Genomic DNA, 18,621 nt, shown 5'->3' with positions numbered 1-18,621 from the left:
TGCGCATCAGGCTACGGAGCGCACGTGAACTGGGCATCACCCCAAACGCCATGTGCACCGTTGATGGATCCGGAGGGGTCCACCACCAATTCCACATATGCCGCACCAGTGAGGTCAACGGATACGGACTCAGGGGCAAATCCCGGTGTGTACGTCCGCGATTGGTACTTGTTCACTCCGTCGGCGTTGACCTTGAAGATGATGTTGCCGCCAAAGCCACTCTCGAGGCCCACCTGCGAGGTGAAAGAGGTGCACTTTCCTCCCAGGTAATAGGTGATCTTTGAGGCAGCGTGAACGCCCAGGCCCTTGCTGAACACAGGCTGCTGACCCGTCACGGGATCCGTGTAGTTGACGGCCAGCGGCTTGTCCGGGGACGACGCGGAGTCCTTGTTGGCCACGTTCTTGCCGATCACGCCGTAGCCGTTCAAAGCCTGGACCCACGGTGTTTCGGAGGCGTACACCGTTCCAAGCGGGACGTTCGGCAACGGCTGCGATGTCACCTTCCAGTCGAAGAACTTCACGCGGGTGTCAGTGGGCAGGGTGACGGACGCCAACTCTTTGGTGGGGTTGAGCCGGACCGTGTTGGAGAAGGCCTGGTACTTGTATTGCGTGTACTCCGGCGACGGTCCGTTGGCGTTGTTGCGGCCTTGTTCCGAGACCGCAAGCACGGCGCCGTTCAGGACCGAGGGCTGCAACCAGTTCGGGAAGAAGATGGATTGCTGCTCGGTGGTCCCGTCCGCGTACGTCAGCGTCAACACCGGGCTGGTTCCGTTGCCCACGGCGGCCGATCCGAGCACTGCCAGGTGCGTGCCCTTGCCTTGGACGGCGATGGTCTGAGCGGAGAGTGCCACGGAGTTGGGAACGTCCGGGCCAACGGCAGGCCACGTGTAGTCAACCTGTGTGGGCTTTCCGGCGTCCACGGTCACTGTGCTGCCCGGCCGGACACCGCCTGCCGGTACCGTAGCGGCCGCCAGCTGTTCGGCAGCGAAGGTGGCCCCTCCGCCGTCGAAGTTTCCAAGTGCCTTGCCGGCCACGGTGGTGATGGAGACGGTGTTGTACGCGGCTGCCAAGGAACCGTAGGCGACATAGATCTGGTTGCCGCCGGTTACGGACTGGCTGGATCCGGATGAAGCGTACGACGCCGATACCCGCACGGTCTGTTGGCCCGCCTTCGCGCTGGTCCCCGGCTTGATAACGAACGTGGCGGTTGCAGTAGCGCCACCTTCAACCTTGGCCGCGGCTGCGCCGGAGGAAGAGACCACAGTCCAGCCCTCAGGGAGCACCGGAGTCAGCACCACGTTGCTCTTTGCCTTGGTTCCAGTGTTCACGAAGGCCGCGGTGACGGTTGTGTCCTGGTCCTGGAAGACCTGCTGACCGGTGGTTACACGAACCTCGGCTGCGGTGTCCTCCTGGCTCTTGCCGCCCAGCGGACCGGCCTGCTGAAGCTGGACTGTGGCGGACTGGTTGGAAGCGATGGACCCTGTCTTCACCCAGATGGTGCCGTTGTTGGCCTCATCGAAGTACCAGCCGGTTGCTGCTGCGGCGTAGGCGGCCTGGGTGGAGTGCTGGGCGAGCTTGCTGCCGCCCATCTTGATGTCCTTGGGTGCTGCGCCGGCGTGGACTTTCAGCTCGTAGGGACGGGCTGCAGCCTTGCCTGTGTACTCGCCCTTCCGTTCGCCGATGGAGACCTTGACGCTGCTGTTGCCCTTGCCCGGAGCATCCACTGCGAACACCTGGCTGGACGATTTTCCGTCCTTGAATTCGCGGGTGACTTTGTCATCCTCGTACAGCGTGAAGGTGTCCTGGCCCTGGGCGTAAACGTCCAAAGTGATCATGGAATCTTCGGGAACCAAGGACGCGTTGCGCGCCACGACGCCTTGCGGGATCACCGCTCCGGCACGGACGAACACCGGCAGCTTGTCCAGCGGTGCGTTGTAGCCGTTCAGGATCTGGCCGCCCTGGTAGAGCTTGCCGGTCCAGTAATCCACCCATTGGTGTCCTGCCGGGAGGAAGATGCCGTTGCGGACATCGGTCTGGGTAAAGACGGGTGCCACCAGGAAGTCGGAGCCCAACATGAACTGGTTGTTCGCCTCGGCACCATAAGACCACTGCTGCTCGGGGAACTCGAGGGCCATGGAGCGCATCATCGAAACGCCTGTAGCCGACGACTCCTGGGCCAGCGTGTAGATGAAGGGCATGAGCTGCTGGCGGAGCTGGAGGTACTGACGGTTGATGGCCGTGGCTTCATCACCATAGAGCCACGGACGTTTGTCAGTGGCTGCCCAGCCGGACATGGAGTACAGCGCCGGAGCGAAGGCCTTCCACTGGAGATCGCGGACGTAGGACTCTGCCGAACCACCGAAGATGCCGTCAACGTCGCCCGTGGTGAACGCCAAACCTGAGTTGCCGGCGCCGGTGAGGGCCGAGACCTGCCAGCGGACGGCGTCGAGGTTTCCTGAATGGTCACCCGTCCACTGCATGCCGCAGCGCTGGGAGCCGGCCCAACCTTCCACCATGAGCGAGGTGCCGCGGGCGTTGGAATACTGTTCAATGCCGCCGTGCGCTGCTTCGCAACCGGTGAGTGCTTGGCGGTAGCCCTGACCCACCCACGCGACGTCGAGCTTACGGAGCCGTACGCCGGCCTCGCCCACTTCGTACTCCTGGTTGGTCAGGGAACGCTGCGTCCACAGGCCAACTTTGAGGTCGGTTTCTTCCTCGATGTTGCTCACGGTTTCGGGGAGTTGCTGGTATTCGCAGCCGTAGCCGTCGTTGACCAGCATCCAGCCGGCAGGCATGTCGTTCTCCACGAACTTCCGTGCCGTCTTGATGGCGTCCGGGGTGCGCTGCTTGGCGCCATCGGGATCGCCGTATCCTGACGACGAATAGCCAGGATTGGAGCGGTTGTAGCAGTCAGCATCGCCGTACTCCAGGGCGTACACCGGGGGCATCATGGGCTTGCCGGTCAACGTGGTGTAGGCGCCGAGCGACTGCTTGTAGTCACCCACGAAGTAGTAGGCGTCGAAGCGCTTTTCCTCATGCGTGGTGGTGGGCTGGCCGCCGAAGTTGTAGGAGCCGCGGGCAAACGTGTCGCGAAGGACGCCGTAGCCCTTGGAGGACATGTAGTAGGGCACGGCGTTGGGGTAGCCGTCGTCGTCCCAGTCGAAGTTCTTGGCGATGTTGATCAGGGCGCCGGTGTGCACGGAGCGGCCGTTTTGCATGCCGCCGCCGATGAACTGCTCCCCATCCTGCTGTGCGAGATGCTGCGTAGCTGAGTTGGCACCGAAGGTGATGGGCGCTGATTCCTCCAGAACCACCGAGCCGTCAGCCCTGAGAACGCGCAGCTGAGTGGTGGCCTTGTTGATCTCGACGCTGATTTTGGCGGTCTTCAAAACCAGCCAGTCGCCGTCGTTCACGGTTGGGGTGGCGCCGGCGAACTTATCCTTGCCCACCACGATGTTGGCGGTCCTGGCAGGGTCGCCTTGGTCCGTATTAGCGGGATCAGTGAAGTTTCCGCTGGGGTCGGCTTCCAAGCGGAAGTTGCCGTCGTCCAGGAACGTGACGCGGATGGCGCCCTTCTCCGCAGAAAGGTTGACGACGTTGCCGGACTGGGTAAACCCGGTCACCGCTCCGAGAGGTACTCCGGCAGCATCGACGGGGACTTCGGGGGTGACTGCTTTGATGGCGGCGGGGTCGCCCGGAGCGGCATTGGCAGCCGAGTAGCTGAGGGCGGGGATGGTTCCTGCGAGGAGCAGCGAGGCCAAGCCGAGGGAGGCGGCCTTCCTGACTAGCTTTTTGGTGCGTCCGGGGCTGTTGGGGACAGCGCCGGATAAGCCCAATGTGGGTGCGGACATGTGAGGCCAACTTTCGACGAGTGACTTTTTGTGATCTAACTCATAGCGAAACGTGCACTAATCGTCACTGCAAAAAGGCAAAAGGTCAACCGTTTAACCAGAATTCCTTACCCAACTGAGTAGCAGTTCACGTCGTTCTGAGCGCTCAAAACGACGTGAACTGCTACTCAGTTGGGTGAACTTAGCGCCCTCGGATAATCCTGCGCTGCGTCGCCACGGCGATGGCAGCAGTACGGTTGTCCACGCCGAGCTTGGAGTAGATGTGCACCAAGTGGGTCTTCACCGTGGCCTCGGAAATGAAGAGTTGCTTGGCCATGGCACGGTTGCTCATACCCGTGGCCAGGAGCTCCAAAAGTTGGACTTCCCTGGCGCTCAAAGCCGGCGAAGGATTGCGGATGCGGCCCATGAGCCGCGCCGCAACCTCGGGTGCCAACGCGGTTTGCCCGGCCGCCGCGGATAACACGGCCTGCCGGATCTGCTCCGGCGGGGCGTCCTTCAACATGTAGCCGCTCGCACCGGCCTCCACTGCGGCGAGGATGTCGGCGTCGGTGTCGTAAGTGGTCAGGATCAGGACGGGCGGCGGGGGAGTCCCGGCCTCGCCCGCCTTGATCTTCTCCGTGGCCGTTACGCCGTCCATGCCGCTGCCCATCTGCAGGTCCATGAGCACCAGGTCCACCGGCTCACCCAGGGTGTGCAGCTTGCTGAGCTTGAGCAGCGCGTCATCACCATCAGCCGCCTCGGCAACCACGGTCACCCCCGGGAAATCGGCGAGCATTGCCCTCAGTCCCGCTCGAACCACCGGATGGTCATCCACCAGCAATACTCGAATATCACTCACGCAGCACCCTCATCCGCCGGCAACGGTACCCGGATCGCAACCACTGTCCCCTCACCAGGCGCCGACTCGATCTCCAGGCTGCCGTTCAGTGCGGCCAGCCGCTCACGCAAACTCTGAAACCCGACGCCGGTTCCGTCGCCACGCGCTGTGCCGGCCGCCGTCGACGGCTCGAATCCTATGCCGTCGTCAAAAACGTCCAAGGTCACTTCCCCTCCAAGGAAGGACAGGGTCACGACGGCGGTGCTCGCGCGGGCGTGCGCCCATACGTTAGCGAGGGAAGCCTGTGCGGCCCGGAGCAGGGTGGTTTGGTAGGTGTTCGGCAGCTCAACGGGCGTACCCACCAGCTCGAAGCGGCAGCGCAGCGCAGACCCCCTCGCGGCAGCCTCCGTCTCCGTCTTCGCGCAGAGCCGGCGGAGTGTGTCCACGAGCCCGGACTCCTCAAGATCCGGCGAGCGAAGGCCGCGAACAAAGCTTCGGGCCTCGGCAAGATTGGCTGACGCCGTGTCCTGAACCGTCCGTAACCGTTCTTTTGCTGCGGTGGTATCGCCGTGGTCCAAGGCTTTCTCCGCGGACCTGCCCATCAGGATGATGCTGGAGAAGCCCTGTGCAAGGGTGTCGTGGATTTCCCTGGCGAGCCGTTCGCGCTCAGCCAGCGTTCCGGCGTCGTGCTGGGTTTGTGCGAGTTCGGCACGTGTCCTGCGAAGCTCGTCAGCAACAGCGCGCTGGTTCTCGGCTTCGAGGAACAGTGCACGGTAGGCCAGGCCGGTGACCACCGCGAAGATTGCCCCGAACGCCGGTCCAAGGACCATCGCAAGCTGCAGGCCGCCGTCGGACGATCCTCGGCTGTGGAACCACAACGTACCCACCAGAAGGGCGGTGCTTACGGCGATCGCGGGCAAGGCGAGGCCGCGGGGGAGCAAATGAAGCTGCAGGAAGAACAAGGGAAAGGCCACCCATGCGAAGTCGCTGCTGACCAGGAGGAGCAGCAGCCACAGGAGCATCACCGCACCCAGCCACCAGCGCGCGTAAGGCGTCGGATTGAACCGAGTGGGAACAGTCGCGTGGCGTTTCTCCAGGAGAGTCCCGCCGAGGTAGACCATCGCAAGCACGGCCGATAGCCCCAGACCGGCGGACACGGCCACAGCCGACGGCGCACCGCTGGTTCCCATTCCCGTCATCAACCGGACCACGGCCACCAGCAACAGAACCGCGAAACCTACATGCAGGCTCACGCGCAGCACGCGGAGGATTGTGGCTGCGCCAGCGGGAGACTGCATGCTTCACAGCGTATCCCCGGCGTGCAGTAAACCGCCCCGAATTCGGCCCTGTGCGGCCTGAATCAACCATTCGGATGATCGCTGGCTCAACCCCACGATGCCAGTCAATCCATCCGGCTCCCGATGCCCCTCAGGCCTATCGCCGGAAGAGTTGATATAGCCGGGATCAAGCCCGCATTGAATCGAAGGAATCCGATGTTTCTTGCCATCCGCGACATCCGTTTCGCGAAGGACCGCTTTGCGCTCATGGGCAGCGTGGTCGCCCTGATCACCTTGCTGCTGGTTATGCTGTCCGGGCTGACGGCGGGCTTGGGGAACCAGTCGACGTCGGCCCTCGGGGCCCTGCCTGTGCAGCAGATTGCCTTCGGCGCACCCGCTGGGGCCGAGCCGAAGGCTTCGTACACCGAGTCCGAAGTTTCCGCTGGTCAGCTCGCGGTATGGCGGAATCAGCCGGGCGTTGCCTCCGCTGAGGCTCTGGGGATCAGCCAAACCCGTTTCCAGTCACTGAGTGATGGCGGGACTCCGGCTGGAACCGCCAACGTTGCAGTCTTTGGCGGCGGCCTGGCACCGTCCGCGGCGGCACCGTCCGCTGTGGAGGACGGGACGGTGGTGGTGGGTGAATCGCTGGCCAAGGAGCTGGGATTGGATGTTGGCAGCCGGGTTCGTGCGGGCGGTACAGATCTGACGGTTTCAGCTGTTGTGGAGGACCAGTGGTACTCCCACACGGGCGTGGTGTGGACAACGCTGGACACGTGGCGGTCCATCGCGCACGCGGCACCAGGCACAGCCACTGTTATCGCCGCAACTTTCGACGCCGGAGCTTCCGTGAACATCGACGCTGCCAATGCGGCGGCCGGCACGGTCAGTACCGATCCTGTGGGGTCTTTCCAAGCACTGGCCTCGTACAAGAGCGAAAACGGCTCACTCATGCTGATGCAGGCATTCCTCTACGGCATTTCGGCTTTGGTGATCGTCGCGTTCCTGACGGTGTGGACTGTGCAGCGCACGCGTGACATCGCCGTCCTCAAAGCCTTGGGAGCATCGTCCGGCTACGTTTTGCGGGATGCCCTCACCCAAGCGGCCATGGTGCTGCTGGTCGGAGCCGTTGGAGGCGGACTTCTTGGCTTGGCTGGCGGAACATTCGCTGCCCAGGCCGCACCTTTTCTCATCACTCCCATGACCACGCTTCTCCCCATCGCGGGGATCATCCTGCTCGGTTTAGGGGGCGCGGTCCTTGCTGTCCGAAGCGTCACCAAGGTGGATCCGCTATTGGCCCTCGGTGGCAACTAATACATTCCTAGAAAGGCATGCATCGTGAGTGCAGCATTGAACCTGATCAACGTCTCCCTCGAATACCCGGACGGCACCTCAACTCTCAAGGCACTGGACGCCGTCAACCTCAGCGTCAGCACGGGTGAATTCCTTTCACTTGTGGGGCCCTCCGGATCCGGCAAGTCCTCACTTCTGGCCGTCGCAGCGACTCTCGTGAAACCCACGGCCGGGCTGGTCATTATCGACGGGCAGGACGTCTCCACCCTTACGGAGGCCGAACGCACAACCCTTCGCCGGGACAAAGTGGGCATCATCTTCCAGCAACCCAATCTGCTGCCCGCACTGACCGCCGTCGAGCAGTTGCTGATCCGCGAGCATCTGAGGGGCAAGCAAGTACGCGAAGAAAGGGAGAAGGCGGTCGAGCTGCTGGACGTCGTGGGGCTTTCCGGTGCGGCAGACAAGAGACCTCACCAGTTGTCCGGCGGCCAACGTCAGAGGGTGAACATTGCGAGGGCCCTCATGGGAAACCCCACCCTTCTCCTGGTCGATGAACCAACAGCCGCACTCGACCAGAAACGCAGCGAGTCCATTGTCCGGCTGCTGCGGCAGGTCACCGACGAGTTCCGGACCGCAACCGTCATGGTCACTCATGACACCGGGTTCCTGCCCCTCACCGACGCGGTGGCCACTATGAGGGACGGACGCATCAGCCGCGCCTTGGTCCAGTCCGCGCAACCCAACTAGGGGTCAGCTACAGTCCCACACCTAGCCCGGGTACACGCAATTTGAATATGTCCTTGAGGGCATATCTTGCTGCGTGGTACCCGGGCATTCCCGTCACTCCGGGCCCCGGCGGGGTGGACGAGGAACATAAGTACACGCCGGGCAACGGGGTTCGCCAGGGCACGTTGGACACCACCGGTCGCTGCACCAGGCCTCGCAGGTCCAGCAGGCCTGCACTGAAGTCTCCACCCACATAATTCTCGTTGTACGCGGACAGTTCCGCCGCCGTCGTGGTCTTTGATCCCACCACAAGATCACGGAAGCCAGGTGCGTAGCGCTCGATGCGGGCCATAACAGCTTCCGCCATGTCCACCGTGGAGTTGGCTGGTACGTGGCAATAGGACCACAGAACGTGGCGGCCTTCCGGGGCCCGCGTCGAATCCACCAAAGATGGCTGGGACACCAGGACGTATGGCTCGGTTGGGTGTTTGCCCATGTCCACAAGGTTCTCCGACTCCGCCATCGCCAGCCTGGAACCGCCAACGTGGACTGTCCCGGCCTTAGCCAATCCGGGGTCGCGCCACGGAACAGGCCCGGACAGGATGAAGTCCACCTTGCACGCTGCATTCCCAAATCGGAATGCTTCCAATGCGCGGCGGTAGCGGTCTGGAACTTCCGCCCCACCCAGGCGGGCCAAAGTTGGCGGGGCAACATCCAGCAGGATGGCTTTCGCGGGCCGGACCTGATCCAGGGAGTTCACGCGTTCACCTACGTGGATAGTGCCTCCGTGCGCCGTGAGGTCGTCAGCCATTGCTCTGGCGATGGACATGGAACCACCAACAGGAATCACCCAACCTCCCGCGTGGGCAAGAACGCTGAGCAACAGTCCGGCACCCGTTGAACTGAGGGATGGCTGCGAGCCGAGGGCGTGTGACATCACGCCCGTCAACAGCGCGGGCGCGGCTTCCTCCCGGAATCGCCGCATCCAGAGCGGGGTTCCCTGATCCAAGGTAGCCAGTCCGAACCTGATAGCCGCCAAAGGATCCTTCGGGATGCGCAGGAGCTGGTTGGAGGTAAAGTCCACCACCCCGTCCACCCGCTCCAGCAAGGGCTCCAGCAGCCGACGGTAGGCTGGCCCGTCGACACCCAGCTCCTGCACCGTCCGATCCAGGGATTGGTAGGCCAGGGCCGCACCTCCGACGTCCAACGGTGTTCCGTGCTGGACCTCCGGCAGACGCAGATCCACCCGCTGCGACAACTCAAAATCGCGGAAGAAAGGGGACGCCACCGCCATGGGGTGCACCGCTGAGCAGATGTCGTACAGGTAGCCGGGTTCAATCAACTCGCTGGTCCGCGATCCACCTCCGATCGCATCAGCTGCCTCGTAAAGGTGGACACTCAGCCCGGCGCGGGCCATCACCACTGCGGCGGCCAGGCCGTTGGGACCGGCGCCGACGACGGCGACATCAACCATCGCTGTTTACCTCCATACGCTGGGGTTCTTTCGCTTCGGTGGTTTCCACCGTAGCCCGGGGACGCCACGGCAACACTGACCGGGAGGGGTGGAACACGTCGAACCGCAGCCAGTCCCGTGCGCCGTCGAATGGTCCGCCATGCGGATCATCCACGCCATCAGCGCGGAGTGGGTCTTGGGCGGGATCCCAGATATCCATCACCACCCGCGCCATGAGATAAGCGGTGGCAACCATGTGCAATCCCACGGCCAGCACGTAGTAGGACATGTCTATGTTGTGCTGGACGGATCCGCCGCTGGTCGTTTGGCCCAAGTACATCCAAACGGCCGCCCAGTGCAGTCCCTCGGCCGCTTGCCAGATGAGGAAGTCGCGCCAGCGGGGCCGGGCCAGGGCAAGGAGCGGTATGAGCCAGATGACGAACTGCGGGGAGTAGACCTTGTTGGTGAGGATGAACGCGGCAACGATGAGGAACATCAGTTGAGCCAGGCGGGGTCGCCGCGGAGCGCACAAGGCCAAGGCGCCAATAAGCACGCATGCCAGAGCGAACAGGCACAGGGCAAGCGTGTTGATGGTTGCGCCATCAATCTGCATCCAACGCACTCTGTCCGCCACGAGGTTGTAAGCGAACCACGGTGAGCTGTACCCGGCCGGACGGTCTTGGCTGAATTCGAAGAAGTAGCGCCAGCCCGATGGGTTCACCGCTGCGACGGGCAGATTCACTACCAGCCAGGTTGCCAGGGCTGTGCCGGCAGTGATGAAGAATGCGCGCAGCTTTCCGGTGCGCAGGGCCAAAACCAGCAAGGCCCCGAGTATTAGGAGCGGGTACATCTTGGTAGCTGAGCCCAGCCCGATGAACACTCCGGCCAGGATCAGCTTGTCCCGGGAGATGAAGTACATCGCAACGGCCAGGAGCCCCACGGCCCACATGTCCCAGTTGATGAAGCCGGCCAAAATGATTCCGGGAGCTACGGCCACCATGGCTGCGTCCCAGGGGCGGCGCCTGTTGATCCTTGCGGTCAGGAGCACGGTGACGATCCATACTGCAACGATCAGTGTCGCGTTGACGTCGAAGTAGCCCAGTATGCGTTCGTTTCCCACGCCCTGGCCGGGAACCAGCAAGGCCGTAATACCGGCGATGATGCCTATGAGCGCCGGGTACTCAAACAGGCTGCCCTGCGTGAAGAACGGAAAGATGCCGTCACCCAGGCCGCGGTTCCGGAAAAGCTCAGGGAAGTCCGAATAGCACGTTGCGTAGAACTGCCCGGGAGTCTCCCAGCCACGGACACGGCAGTAGTCCTTCGCGAGTACGGCAAGCAGTGCAGCCACAACGGTGAGGATGATCAAGACACGTTCCACCGTGAACGGACCGGACGTCATCTTCCCTGGGGAGGAGTGCTTGCCCAGGGGACCGCCCACAAGTTCGGTGAAGTTTCGAAGCAGGGCATCACTGCGGCTTGGAACCACAAAGCGGGCACGTTTTTCCGGCCGGTGAGGCTTCGTCTCCTGCATGGATCGAGCTTACAGTCCTGCGAGGTACACCAGACCAACAAGGTCTACCAGGTTAACGAGGCCCACCCTGTTAAAGAGGCCCACTCGGTTAAAAAGGGGAGGAGCCCACGCGTAGCCGCGTGGGCTCCTTGAGGTTCAGCATCAATGTGTGGCATCTGAACTCCTTCGGGCTCAGCTGTTGGGCATCAGCGGATGAGTCCCATCTGGTGCAGGACAACGTAGACGTCTTCACGGCGTTGGTCGAGCAGCTGGCCGTTGAACAGAGTGCGGTCCTTAGGAGCGTTGGTGCTCTTGAAGAAGCGCATGTCTTCTGGGCGTTTTCGCATGATTCACCTCCTTTCAGGAGATAAGTAATCGGAATTTAGGCGCAACAATTAGAGCCATATGAATTCAGAAGAAATCAAGGCTAAAAGGGCATAAATAGCCGAGGCTAATAAAGGGGGTTTGCGGACCTTGTTGAAAAGGGGTTCGTCGTGCAATAGCGCGTGCTTCCGGCAGTCGACCCAACAAGAAGCTGGTTCCGAACTATGGGGAAACTGCGCACCCGCGGCATGCTGCGTGGGTCCGCGCCTACAACTGACTACTCAGCCATCCAAAGACAGGAGGGCCGTTAGAAATACCGCCGGCAACAAGCCGGTCCGGTAGTTCAGGAGTGGATCAGAGAGTCCAAAAATGGCGCGCGTCATCAGCAGAGGCCGGGGTAGCAGTGACGGTCAACTTCCGTCCGCTAGTCAAAGTAATCATTTTCCCAACCTCCTTTTCTGGCTGTAACAGCCTGCTGTGGCATTGTCACGGCTGACTGAACCGGTGAATGCGCGCCTGGTTCCCGGCGGGTCGCTCTGGGAACAAGATATAAGCTACCCCATGAACATGGAGTTTGACCAGCGAAATTAGCTAATTCGCCAAAAGTTTTTCTAAATTCGTGTTTTAGAGACCCCAACGAACAATTGCAGGCGTCCGCTTATCCCAACCAAGGGTGCAGACCTTTGCTGTTCCCAGAATGAAGTGCCGGCCTTCGCGTGCATCCATTTCGAGCCAGCGGGCGGTCAGGATGCGGGAGAAATGACCGTGGGCCACTATCAGCACATTGTCCATTCCTGATTCCAGGACGCGGCCAATGATCTTGTCGGCTCTGGCGGCAACCTCGTCCAGGGTTTCCCCGTTGGGCACGCCGTCGGTCCAGATGAGGTAGTCCGGGTTGTCCTTGCGGATGAGGTCCGAGCTGATGCCCTCGTAATCGCCGTAGTTCCATTCCACGGCAAGCGGCTCATGGACGGCTTCCGGGTAGCCTGCGAGTTCTGCCGTGCGGCGGGCCCGGCGCAGGGGCGAGGTAAGGACAAGGTCGAAGTCGATGCCTTCCAGGACCTTGCGTGCCTCCACAGCCTGCTGTTCGCCCTCAACAGTGAGGGGGAGGTCAGTCAGGCCCGTGTACTGGCCGCTCTTGGACCACTCGGTCTCGCCGTGGCGAAGGATCCAGAGTTGCGGACGTGGTGAAGTCGCAGCGTTCATGAGGGCTCCTCAGTTTCGGTCAATGGCTCGACGACGGCGGACTCGGGTTGGGCGTCCCACCATGCCAAGAGTTTCTGCTCAGCTTCCTCGGGGGACAGTGGTCCGTGTTCCATCCGCTCTTCCAGAAGGAACTTGTAGGCCCGCCCCACCACGGGGCCAGGCTTCAGTCCCAGAAGCGCCATGATCTGCGCTCCATCCAAGTCAGGCCGGACGGCCGCCAGTGATTCCTGTTCCAGAAGCTTCGAGATGCGTTGCTCAAGGTCATCGTAGGCGAACGACAGGCGGTCGGCCTTGCGCTGGTTACGCGTGGTGACGTCGGACCGGGTGAGTCGGTGCAGACGCTCCAGCAGGGGTCCGGCGTCGGTGACGTAGCGGCGGACTGCGGAGTCGCTCCAGCCCGCATCGCCGTACCCGTAGAAGCGCATGTGGAGCTCCACCAGGCGGGAAACGGCTTTGATCGACTCGTTGTCGAAACGCAGCGCCTTCATCCGCTTGGCTGTCAGCTTCGAACCAACAACGTCGTGGTGGCGGAAGCTCACCGCGCCGCCCGGTTCAAAGCGGCGCGTAGCCGGCTTGCCGACGTCGTGCATCAACGCAGCGAACCGCAACACAAAATCGGGGCCGGGCACGGCGCCGTCTGGACCCGTTTCCAGGGCAGCAGCTTGCTCCAGCACCTGCAGTGAGTGCTGGTACACGTCCTTGTGGCGGTGGTGCTCATCGGCTTCGAGGCGCAGGGCGGAAACTTCAGGGAGCACGAATTCCGCCAGCCCGGTATCCACCAGGAGATCAATGCCCACCCGGGGGTGGGCCCCGTTAATGAGCTTGACCAGCTCTTCGCGGACCCGCTCGGCGGAAATAATCTTGATGCGGTCGGCCATTTGGGACATGGCGAGCCGGACGTCGTCGTGGACCGACACGCCGAGCTGCGACGCGAAGCGTGCCGCACGCATCATGCGCAGCGGATCGTCCGAGAAGGACGATTCAGGTGCGCCGGGCGTGGCGAGCTCCGAGGCGTGAAGGTCGCGGACGCCGCCGAACGGATCCACGAGTTCAAGGCTGGGCAGCCGCAGCGCCATGGCGTTGATGGTGAAGTCGCGACGAAGGAGGTCATCTGTCAGGGAGTTGCCGAACGCCACCACGGGCTTCCGCGAATCGGGATCGTAGGCTTCTGCACGGTACGTGGTGATTTCGATTTGGAAACCACTCTTCTTCATGCCGATAGTGCCGAAAGCGCGGCCGATTTCCCAGAAGTTGTCGGCCCACTTCTTGATGACGCCGATGGTCTGGTCAGGAGTGGCATCGGTGGTGAAATCGAGGTCCGGGGAGGTCCTCCCGAGGAAGAGGTCGCGCACAGGCCCACCCACCAGGGACAGCTCGAAGCCGGCATCGACGAAGCGCTGCCCGAGGTCGAGCACCACCGGATCGATGGTGAAGTTAACTGAAGAGCTGTCCAATACGTGCGCCATAGTCCCTTAAGCTTGGCAGATTTTTACTCAGCATTGGGCCACTGTTCCATGCGAAATCAGGCATGTGTCCGCAGACCATCTCCCGCAGTCCATCTTGTGGCCATGTCCCAGTCATCACTCGAGGGCAAGAGTCGTTAGAGTGGACCTCATGGCCAACCCGATCCCGAGCGCTCCTGGCAGGAGGACAAACGCACCGTTGCCGTCGGCAATCGGTGCCCACGTCGCGCCTGCCCAGCAGCACCCGGTGCAGGCCTCGCTTCCCACTGTGGAGGAAGTCTCGGCCGGCGGCGTTGTAGTAGACACGTCCGACGGCGAACTCCGGGTTGCGATCATCGCCCGCCTTAATAGGGGTGGCCGGCTTGAGTGGTGCCTCCCGAAGGGCCATCCGGAAGGTCGCGAGAACAATGAGGAAGCTGCTGTCCGTGAGATCGCGGAGGAAACCGGCATCGAAGGCAGCATCCTTGCGCCCCTCGGCAGCATCGACTACTGGTTCACGGTGAGCGGCCACCGCGTCCACAAGACCGTGCACCATTTTCTCCTCCGGGCAACGGGTGGAGAGCTGACCATCGAGAATGATCCGGACCAAGAGGCCGTGGACGCCGCATGGGTTCCCATCCAGGAACTGGCCCGAAAATTGTCCTTCCCGAATGAACGCCGCATCGCCGATTTGGCTCGGGAAGTACTCCCCGAACATCTCTGACCCGGCTACATGGGACGATAAAGGCGATGTCTGAAGCCAAAACCACCCAGTCCGTTCAGTCCGGAGAAGCACGTTCCAGCGCCATCATGGCAGCAGGAACGCTCGTTTCCCGGTTCCTTGGCTTCGCCAAAACCTGGATGCTCGGCGCCGCCCTCGGCCTGGGCTCCACCATCAATGACACGTTCATTAATGCGAACAACCTGCCTAACCTGATCTTCCTGCTGGTGGCCGGCGGCGTGTTCAACGCCGTCCTGGTCCCGCAGATCATCAAGGCCAGCAAGGCACCTGACCGTGGTGCGGACTACATCAGCCGCCTGCTGACCCTCGCAGTCCTGGTGCTGCTGGCGTTGACCACCATTGTGACGCTCGCAGCGCCGCTGGTCATCGACCTCACCACGCAGGGCTACTCCGAGCAACAAAAGGCCTTGGCAGTCACCTTCGCTTTCTGGTGCTTGCCGCAGATCTTCTTCTACGGGCTCTACGCCCTCCTCACCCAGGTGCTGAATGCCCATGGAGCGTTCGGCCCCGCCATGTGGGCGCCCATCCTGAACAACCTCGTTGCTATCTCGGGCTTGGGGATGTTCATCTGGATTCTGGGCGAGAACATCTACAACCCCCATACTTTGGACAACTGGGGACCTACCCAGACGCTCCTCATTGCCGGTTTCTCAACTTTTGGCGTGATCGCCCAGACGGCCATCCTCCTCATTCCCGTCTTCCGGTTGCGCCTTGGCCTGCGTCCCCGCTTCGGCTGGCGCGGAGTTGGACTGGGCCAGGCAGCGAAGCTGAGCGTCTGGACGCTGGCGACTGCCGCCGTCGGGCAGCTGGCGTTCCTGTACGTCATGAGGATCGCCACTATTCCCGGCGCTGAGCGCCTCCGTTTGGACAACGCCGGGGACAAGGCCGCTGCTGCGGTATTGCCCGGCAACGCCGTCCTGGAAGTCGCGAGCCAGCTGTACCTGCTGCCGCACTCCATCATTGCCCTGTCCCTGGCAACCGTCCTCTTTAACCGGATGACGCGTGCGTCGCAGGACGGCAATAAAGCCGAGCTGCGCGAAGCCCTGTCCCACGGGCTCCGCACCATGGCCGTGGCCACGGTCTTCGGTGCCTTGGCGCTTTTTGCCTTGGCAGGTCCACTGGGCATGTTCTTCTCCGGCGGCCAGCCCCAGGACGGCGTCATGCTGGCCCAGACGCTCACCATCCTGGCCCTCAGCACACCCTTCCTGAGCGCAAACTTCATGATGTCCCGCGTGTTCTACGCCAACGAGGACGCCCGGACGCCCCTGTATGTCCAGTTGTGGCTGGCTGTGATCTACGTGGTGGGTGCGTTCTTCATCCAGTTCCTCCCCGTCGGCCAGATCATCTACGCGATCGCCATCCTTTATACGTTGGGCAACATCCTGTCCGTGGTGATCAGCGTGGTGTTCCTGCGGCGCCTGCTGGGTCACCTCGACGGTCCCCGCATCGCCAACTCCTACATCCGCATGGGCTACGCAGGCCTGGGTTCTGCGCTGGCCGGCGCCGCAGCGTTGTGGCTCTTGGGCAGTTACCGCGCCGACGGCTTCGCGTGGAGCAGCCGCCCGGCCGCCCTGGTGACGGTGGTCGTCGTCGGGCCCGTCATGCTCATTGCGTACCTGGTCCTTCTCCGCGTCTTCCACGTCACGGAACTGCGCGACCTCCTGCGGCCGCTCATGGGTCGCTTGGGTCGGGGCATCCCTGCGCCTGCCGGCGCCCCCGCAGAACCCACGACGCCGGCACGCGCCACAGTCTCGGACGATACCGGTTTGATTCCTCGCATCTCCGGTGAGTTCGACGCTGCCTCGTTCAGGGCCGGCCCCGCGCTTGCACCCCAACGCTCCAGCGAAGCCGCTGCTGACGACTCCTCAGAGGCGCCCAAGACGTACCTGCCTGAGGAAGATGCACCCAGCACGGCGCGCGGCGGCAAGTTCTCGCCACAGGTCCCGCTGCCGGGTCGGCGCACCTACCAAGGCGACGTCGGACAGAATCCATACTTCCCCGTCCGCGGAAACCACAGGAAGTGAGCCGGTGCCGCCAACACGGGCGGCGGGCGTCAATCCGTTAGGCTAGAAACGAATATAGGTAGTTGCAAAAGCGGTTCAACCGGCCAGCCGGGTGAGCCACGAGCAGGACCGCAGCTACCAGACAGCCTAGGAGGAACACGTGTCCCACCCGATCGACGTCGGATCAGTACTTGGCGGCCGCTACAAGGTCACGGCCAATGTATTGACCTCGCATGACCAAGATCAGGTGCTCGACGGCGTGGACCAGGTCCTCAACCGTCCCGTGAGCATCCTTGTTGCCGGTCCCGGAAATGCTGAGCAGGTTGCCCAGAGCGCCCGCGAAGTAGCCACAGGGGAGCGGCCAGGTCACGTTCAGATCCTTGACCTTGGCATCAGTGAAAACACCACGTACCTGATCACCAACCACAGCACCGCCGCTGATCTGCTGGACCTCGTGGTGGCCACCAACCCGCCGTACATCGAGCCATTCTTTACGGAAACGCTCGGAAGCGAGATCTTCGGCCAGCCGCGGACCTATGAGCCTGAGACGTACGACGGCCTGTATGAGGATGACGAGCACGACGCCGAGTACATTCAGTACGACGAAAACGGCTACCCCATCCCGTCGGATTACGACGACCAGCCCCAGGCTGAGCCTGCCGCACCCGCCCGCACAGCGCCACACGTACCGCCCATGCCCTCGTCCAGCCCGTCCTCGCCCAAGAGCGGTATTGCGGGCAAGCTCGCTGCGGCCGCTGCCGGCGCCGGAGCAGCTGGCGTTGCCGCCGCTGCAGCGCTGAAGAATTCCGGCTCCAGGAACAACGACGCCGGTGCTGCCGCTGGCGATAGTGGCAGCACGACGCCTGCTGCTTCCCGGCCTCCCACCCAGGCCGTCTCGTCGCAGCCTGTCAGCCGTGAGCCCGCAACCCGTGAGCCCGTCAGCCCTGAATCTGTTAGCCGTGATTCGGCTGAAAAACCCAAGGTTTCACTGTGGTCCGAGGAAGACTACGGCTTTAGGGACCGGGAGGCAGGCGCCGCTGGCGGTGCAGCTACCGGCGCGGCTGCGGGTGGTTTCGGAAGCCGCGGCAACGACTCCGGTTACGATCGCTCTGCTACCAACTTCCCGGCGTCGTCCGCTGCCGCAGGCAACTACGCAGATGATTACGCGGACGAGGAAGTCTATGAAGACGAGGCTCCGGAGAAGGAACCCCGTTCCCTTCGCTGGCTTGTAGGCGGCTTGCTCGCCGCCGTCCTGGTGGTGGGACTCGTTCTTGCGGTGACCAACCTCGGCAGCCTGCTGCCCAGCGGCACTCCGGCGGCGACGCAAAGCACCCCCGCCCCACAAACCACTGCCGCGGAAACCACAGAGCCTGAGCCCACGGAGGCTCCGGCGCCTGCCACACCGCCGGAAATTGAAGAGATCACCCGACTCGGTGATTTCCCCTTCGCGGCTACTTATGACAAGGACCTGACGAGGGCCTTTGACGGCAACGCTGCCAGCTACTGGTCGGACATGGAGTTCGCTACCGCAAACTGGGGTGGACTTTTCCAGGATATGCCGCTCGTGATCAAGCTCAAGGAACCCACGGAGGTCAAGTCCGTTGTCCTCAACCAGCTTGGTGGATCCGGTGGCAGCATCAGCGTTTACACCAACGATCGTCCTGCCATGGATGGCGCAAAATTGGTGGGAACCAATAGCTTCACGTCACCTGAACTGACCATGCCGCTTGCCGCGCCGACGCAGACCGAATACGTCATTGTGGTCATCAGCGCACTGCCTAAGCTGGCTGCACCGAAGACGCGATTCGGATTTGGTCTTCGCCTCGCCGAGGTCACCGTCCAGTAACACCACCCAACTAAGTAGCAGTTGAGGTCGTTTTTATTCGGCGGTTTCTAGCGGTTATCGCAACAGGAAGGTTCTGATCATCTCATTGGGGGTGCAGAAGTCGAATCGTTGGCGGGGTCTGTCGTTGAGTTCGT

General features: G+C 62.5%; 13 protein-coding genes. 5 read left to right on the top strand and 8 right to left on the bottom strand.

Annotation, left to right across the window (positions count from 1 at the left end; translation table 11 throughout):
- Positions 1–11: 11 nt before the first annotated feature.
- From ACIQH5_RS05815 to ACIQH5_RS05805, 3 genes are all read right to left on the bottom strand, one after another.
- Positions 12–3,851, bottom strand: coding sequence for an NPCBM/NEW2 domain-containing protein (locus tag ACIQH5_RS05815; RefSeq protein WP_400401111.1), 3,840 nt, complete (start codon positions 3,849–3,851; stop codon positions 12–14).
- Positions 3,852–4,032: 181 nt separating this feature from the next.
- The gene (locus tag ACIQH5_RS05810; protein WP_400401109.1) at positions 4,033–4,689 is read right to left on the bottom strand and encodes a response regulator; all 657 of its coding nucleotides are present in this window, start codon (positions 4,687–4,689) and stop codon (positions 4,033–4,035) included.
- The gene (locus tag ACIQH5_RS05805; RefSeq protein WP_400401107.1) at positions 4,686–5,966 is read right to left on the bottom strand and encodes a sensor histidine kinase; all 1,281 of its coding nucleotides are present in this window, start codon (positions 5,964–5,966) and stop codon (positions 4,686–4,688) included. The genes ACIQH5_RS05810 and ACIQH5_RS05805 overlap by 4 nt, the downstream gene beginning before the upstream one ends.
- Positions 5,967–6,161: 195 nt before the next feature.
- On the opposite strand from ACIQH5_RS05805, the gene ACIQH5_RS05800 reads away from it, so the two are divergent.
- Both ACIQH5_RS05800 and ACIQH5_RS05795 read left to right on the top strand, forming a co-directional pair.
- Positions 6,162–7,256, top strand: a complete 1,095-nt coding sequence (locus tag ACIQH5_RS05800; RefSeq protein WP_400401105.1) for an ABC transporter permease — start codon at positions 6,162–6,164, stop codon at positions 7,254–7,256.
- Between the two features lie 24 nt (positions 7,257–7,280).
- A complete protein-coding gene (locus tag ACIQH5_RS05795; RefSeq protein ID WP_400401103.1) occupies positions 7,281–7,982 on the top strand; it encodes an ABC transporter ATP-binding protein in 702 nt (233 codons plus the stop codon).
- A 7-nt stretch (positions 7,983–7,989) separates the two neighbouring features.
- Here the strand turns inward: ACIQH5_RS05795 and ACIQH5_RS05790 are convergent, their stop codons facing one another.
- The 5 genes from ACIQH5_RS05790 to ACIQH5_RS05770 form a co-directional block, all read right to left on the bottom strand.
- Positions 7,990–9,435 carry a phytoene desaturase family protein gene (locus ACIQH5_RS05790; RefSeq protein WP_400401101.1) on the bottom strand — a complete coding sequence of 482 codons (1,446 nt, stop codon included), beginning with the start codon at positions 9,433–9,435 and terminating at the stop codon, positions 7,990–7,992.
- Positions 9,428–10,945 (bottom strand): glycosyltransferase family 87 protein, encoded by a 1,518-nt coding sequence (locus ACIQH5_RS05785; RefSeq protein ID WP_400401099.1) that lies wholly within the window; start codon positions 10,943–10,945, stop codon positions 9,428–9,430. Before ACIQH5_RS05785 ends, ACIQH5_RS05790 begins: the two co-directional genes overlap by 8 nt.
- 185 nt (positions 10,946–11,130) lie before the next feature.
- Entirely contained in the window at positions 11,131–11,271 is a 141-nt protein-coding gene (locus tag ACIQH5_RS05780) for a hypothetical protein (protein WP_181151794.1), read from the bottom strand.
- A 601-nt stretch (positions 11,272–11,872) separates the two neighbouring features.
- On the bottom strand, positions 11,873–12,454 hold the full coding sequence (locus ACIQH5_RS05775; RefSeq protein WP_026541028.1) for a histidine phosphatase family protein: 582 nt from the start codon (positions 12,452–12,454) through the stop codon (positions 11,873–11,875).
- Positions 12,451–13,920, bottom strand: a complete 1,470-nt coding sequence (locus ACIQH5_RS05770) for a CCA tRNA nucleotidyltransferase (protein WP_400401097.1) — start codon at positions 13,918–13,920, stop codon at positions 12,451–12,453. The genes ACIQH5_RS05775 and ACIQH5_RS05770 overlap by 4 nt, the downstream gene beginning before the upstream one ends.
- A 196-nt stretch (positions 13,921–14,116) precedes the next feature.
- Here ACIQH5_RS05770 and ACIQH5_RS05765 point away from each other — a divergent pair, with 196 nt between their 5' ends.
- The 3 genes from ACIQH5_RS05765 (at position 14,117) to ACIQH5_RS05755 (ending at position 18,487) form a co-directional block, all read left to right on the top strand.
- Positions 14,117–14,620, top strand: coding sequence for an NUDIX hydrolase (locus ACIQH5_RS05765; RefSeq protein WP_026005276.1), 504 nt, complete (start codon positions 14,117–14,119; stop codon positions 14,618–14,620).
- Positions 14,621–14,646: 26 nt separating this feature from the next.
- On the top strand, positions 14,647–16,662 hold the full coding sequence (murJ, locus tag ACIQH5_RS05760; RefSeq protein WP_400401095.1) for a murein biosynthesis integral membrane protein MurJ: 2,016 nt from the start codon (positions 14,647–14,649) through the stop codon (positions 16,660–16,662).
- Positions 16,663–16,801: 139 nt separating this feature from the next.
- Positions 16,802–18,487 (top strand): ABC transporter substrate-binding protein, encoded by a 1,686-nt coding sequence (locus tag ACIQH5_RS05755; protein ID WP_400401093.1) that lies wholly within the window; start codon positions 16,802–16,804, stop codon positions 18,485–18,487.
- Positions 18,488–18,621 lie beyond the last annotated feature (134 nt).

Source organism: Paenarthrobacter sp. NPDC091711, assembly GCF_044756605.1.
In the GTDB taxonomy this organism is placed as follows: domain Bacteria; phylum Actinomycetota; class Actinomycetes; order Actinomycetales; family Micrococcaceae; genus Arthrobacter.
The sequence above is the reverse complement of the archived record's forward strand: the minus strand, read 5'-3'. Positions and strand labels throughout refer to the sequence as shown.

What these genes read in the sequence shown, in the direction of transcription:
- ACIQH5_RS05785 (WP_400401099.1), bottom strand. Translation starts at nt 10,945, where the DNA reads ATGCAGGAGACGAAGCCTCACCGGCCGGAAAAACGTGCCCGCTTTGTG.
- ACIQH5_RS05780 (WP_181151794.1), bottom strand. Translation starts at nt 11,271, where the DNA reads ATGCGAAAACGCCCAGAAGACATGCGCTTCTTCAAGAGCACCAACGCT.
- ACIQH5_RS05775 (WP_026541028.1), bottom strand. Translation starts at nt 12,454, where the DNA reads ATGAACGCTGCGACTTCACCACGTCCGCAACTCTGGATCCTTCGCCAC.
- ACIQH5_RS05790 (WP_400401101.1), bottom strand. Translation starts at nt 9,435, where the DNA reads ATGGTTGATGTCGCCGTCGTCGGCGCCGGTCCCAACGGCCTGGCCGCC.
- ACIQH5_RS05800 (WP_400401105.1), top strand. Translation starts at nt 6,162, where the DNA reads ATGTTTCTTGCCATCCGCGACATCCGTTTCGCGAAGGACCGCTTTGCG.
- ACIQH5_RS05815 (WP_400401111.1), bottom strand. Translation starts at nt 3,851, where the DNA reads ATGTCCGCACCCACATTGGGCTTATCCGGCGCTGTCCCCAACAGCCCC.
- ACIQH5_RS05770 (WP_400401097.1), bottom strand. Translation starts at nt 13,920, where the DNA reads ATGGCGCACGTATTGGACAGCTCTTCAGTTAACTTCACCATCGATCCG.
- murJ (WP_400401095.1), top strand. Translation starts at nt 14,647, where the DNA reads ATGTCTGAAGCCAAAACCACCCAGTCCGTTCAGTCCGGAGAAGCACGT.
- ACIQH5_RS05805 (WP_400401107.1), bottom strand. Translation starts at nt 5,966, where the DNA reads ATGCAGTCTCCCGCTGGCGCAGCCACAATCCTCCGCGTGCTGCGCGTG.